At 56.3% G+C, this 2,668-nt stretch carries 2 protein-coding genes; one reads left to right on the forward strand and one right to left on the reverse strand.

From position 1 onward, the window contains the following. Positions 1-888: 888 nt before the first annotated feature. Positions 889-1,638 carry a sialate O-acetylesterase gene (locus B5D32_RS14430; protein WP_078785652.1) on the forward strand — a complete coding sequence of 250 codons (750 nt, stop codon included), beginning with the start codon at positions 889-891 and terminating at the stop codon, positions 1,636-1,638. A 50-nt stretch (positions 1,639-1,688) separates the two neighbouring features. On the opposite strand, the gene B5D32_RS14435 is transcribed toward B5D32_RS14430, so the two are convergent. Then, positions 1,689-2,525: a sugar phosphate isomerase/epimerase family protein gene (locus tag B5D32_RS14435; protein ID WP_078785653.1), complete on the reverse strand. Its 837-nt coding sequence runs from the start codon at positions 2,523-2,525 to the stop codon at positions 1,689-1,691. Positions 2,526-2,668 lie beyond the last annotated feature (143 nt).

Below are 2,668 nucleotides of genomic sequence, written 5' to 3' on the forward strand. Positions count from 1 at the left end.
TTTTGTTGGGTTTGGTGGTATTGCGTACCAAGGCTCAGAACGGATTTTGTCCCATGTGTACAAAAGAATGCCATACGGTGATGAACCGTCCCAACCCCTTTTGGGGGCAGTTTTGGGGGCAAATTTGCGAGACGGATTCTGACTCGCAACGCTCAAATAAATGAGCAGCTTTGGTTCCATTGAGAAATGTGGATACTTACATCACAGGGTTTACACAAGTGAAAAGCCCAGCAAACTAATATATAAGTTTTACTCCCTAGCAAGAAGTTGTACGCAAGCCAACTCTACACCATCCCCACACACCACCCCTGTCGCCGCGAGAAATGCCTCTGTTTGGGCGCGTTCGCAAAGCGTCAGCACCGATGCCCGCCCAGCCATATACCACCCCAAATTCCCTGCCTTTGGGGCTTTTTTGCCCAAGAACGGCTTTTCCTGCGCAGGCTTTTTCCAGACGGGTTTCACCTGTACAGGAAAAGCCTGCACTAATAAATACTAAATAAATAAAATACTAAAAAAGCAAATACGAATCCTATCTTATCTGCAAAACATACAAATCCGGGCTTTGCCGCCGGAATCTTGCCGTGATGCGTACAACTTAATACCGGAGAGTACAACTTACGATTGCACTTAGGCACTTCCGTGCGGTATAATTTTCCTATCAGCCACACCGGTTTCATACTGTTGCGTAAGACGCAGAAAAATCCTGCTCGTAAGGCGACGGTTTCCGTGGCATCGACATAAACAAAAAGTGTCCGCGCAGTGGGCGCTCAGTGAAATCTTTCTTGTTTTAAGGCGATACCGCATAATTCTAAGTGTCGCAGCCGCCGGAACGGTGCTTAAGCCGTAAGGCGGGAATTGTGCGGTATTGCCTAGATAAAAGGAGCTTTTATGAGAACCGTAGATCTTCTCTTTTTTATGGGGCAAAGTAATATGGCGGGGCGCGGGGAAGCCGCCCTTGCCCCTGTTGTCGCCCCCGGCATGGGGTACGAATACCGCGCCGTCACCGACCCCGACACACTGCACCCGCTGGAAGAACCCTTCGGTGTGAACGAGAACGACCCCGCCGGTGTGTATGAACCGGGCATGAAAACGGGGGCGATGGTGTCGTCCTTCGTCAATGCCTGCACCGCCCAAACCGGTGTGCCGGTGGTGGGCGTGTCCTGCGCCAAGGGCGGCTCTGCCATTGCCAAGTGGTTGCCCGGCACACCGTACTATCAGGATGCCGTGCGCCGCGCCCGCAAGGCGCGCGCCTTTTTGCAGGCAAACGGCTATATCATCCGCCACAGCGCCATGGTCTGGTGCCAGGGTTGCACCGACGGCGACCTGCACACCCCCAAGGATGTTTACAAAGCCGACACCGAGCGCGTTCTGCACAGCTTTATGCAGGACGCAGGCGCGCAAACCTGCTTTTTGATCCAAATCGGCAACCAGCGCGATGAGCCGGAGCTGTACCTGCCCATGCAGCAGGCGCAGGAGGAACTGGCCTCCGAACAGGGCGACATCGTGCTGGTCAGCCGTCAATTCAAGACCTTCGCCGCAAAAGGGTTGATGAAGGATCGCTTCCACTACCTACAGCCCGCCTACAACGCTGTAGGCACCGAAGCCGGCAGAAACGCAGCGGCCTATTGGAATCGCTGACAAAATACGAAAAAAACCAACCGCAAAACGGTTGGGCACTTTTTTTACTTTTACACAGTGTCGGTCATCCTGCGCAGATACCGCACATCGGCGGTGTCGGCGGGCAGAATAACCTCATCGCGCAGCAGCGGTGCTGCGGGCGCACGGTTCGCCAGAAAGGCGCGAATGGCAGAATAATCCATATCGCCCTCGCCCAGCGGCAGCAGCGTTTTGCTGCCGTCCGCCTCGATGCGGCAGTCCTTGACGTGTACGGCACCGAGCTGACTGCCGATGACCTCCAGCCAGCGGCTCCAGTGGGCAGTCTGGTACGCTTTGTCCTGCCCGTCCTTGGCACAGAACAGGTTGACGGGGTCAAAAATAACCTTGCAGTGCTGTATATCAGCGGCAGTGTCCAACACGGTGCGCAGCAGCTCCGGTGTACAGAGGGGGTGTACGTCCACAGATTCCACGGCAAAAACGACGTTCAGGCGGGCGGCTTCCTCGGTGATGCGGGCGATGCTGTCCAGCATCAGCGGGCGGCGGACAGCCTTTTCCTCGTCTGTGCAGGCACCCCATGCCGTTTCGCTGCCCACCATTTTGGCACCCAGCAGCTTTGCGCAGCCCAGTGTGCGCTTTACGGTATCGACAGCGGTGCGGCGGGTGTCCGCATCGGGGGCAGACAAATCCTGATAGCAGCTCAGCACCGAAATTTCCACGTCCTGTGCGGCAAACGCCGTTCGAATCTCTGCAAGCTGTTTATCGGTGATGTGGGAAAAATCCTCAATGCCTGCAATGGCGCGCGGCATGGCAAGCTGGGCGGCGTTGTACCCTTTGGCACGCAACGTGGCAGCAAGCGCGGTGGCGGGCAGCTTGCCGTAGTCATGGGCGCGGCATCCGATCCTTGTCATGGTTCAGTCCTCCGTTCCCGCAATGCGGGGCAAAAATACAAAGTTGTGGCTGCTGTCCGGGTGGGCCTTCTGCTCCGGCGTAAAACGTGCAAAGTGGCTTTCGGGATCGGCGGCGATCCATGCGTCCAGCTCGGGGCTGTGCG

It is taken from the genome of Gemmiger formicilis, assembly GCF_900167555.1.
GTDB lineage: Bacteria > Bacillota > Clostridia > Oscillospirales > Ruminococcaceae > Gemmiger > Gemmiger formicilis.

What these genes read in the sequence shown, in the direction of transcription:
- B5D32_RS14435 (WP_078785653.1), bottom strand. Translation starts at nt 2,525, where the DNA reads ATGACAAGGATCGGATGCCGCGCCCATGACTACGGCAAGCTGCCCGCC.
- B5D32_RS14430 (WP_078785652.1), top strand. Translation starts at nt 889, where the DNA reads ATGAGAACCGTAGATCTTCTCTTTTTTATGGGGCAAAGTAATATGGCG.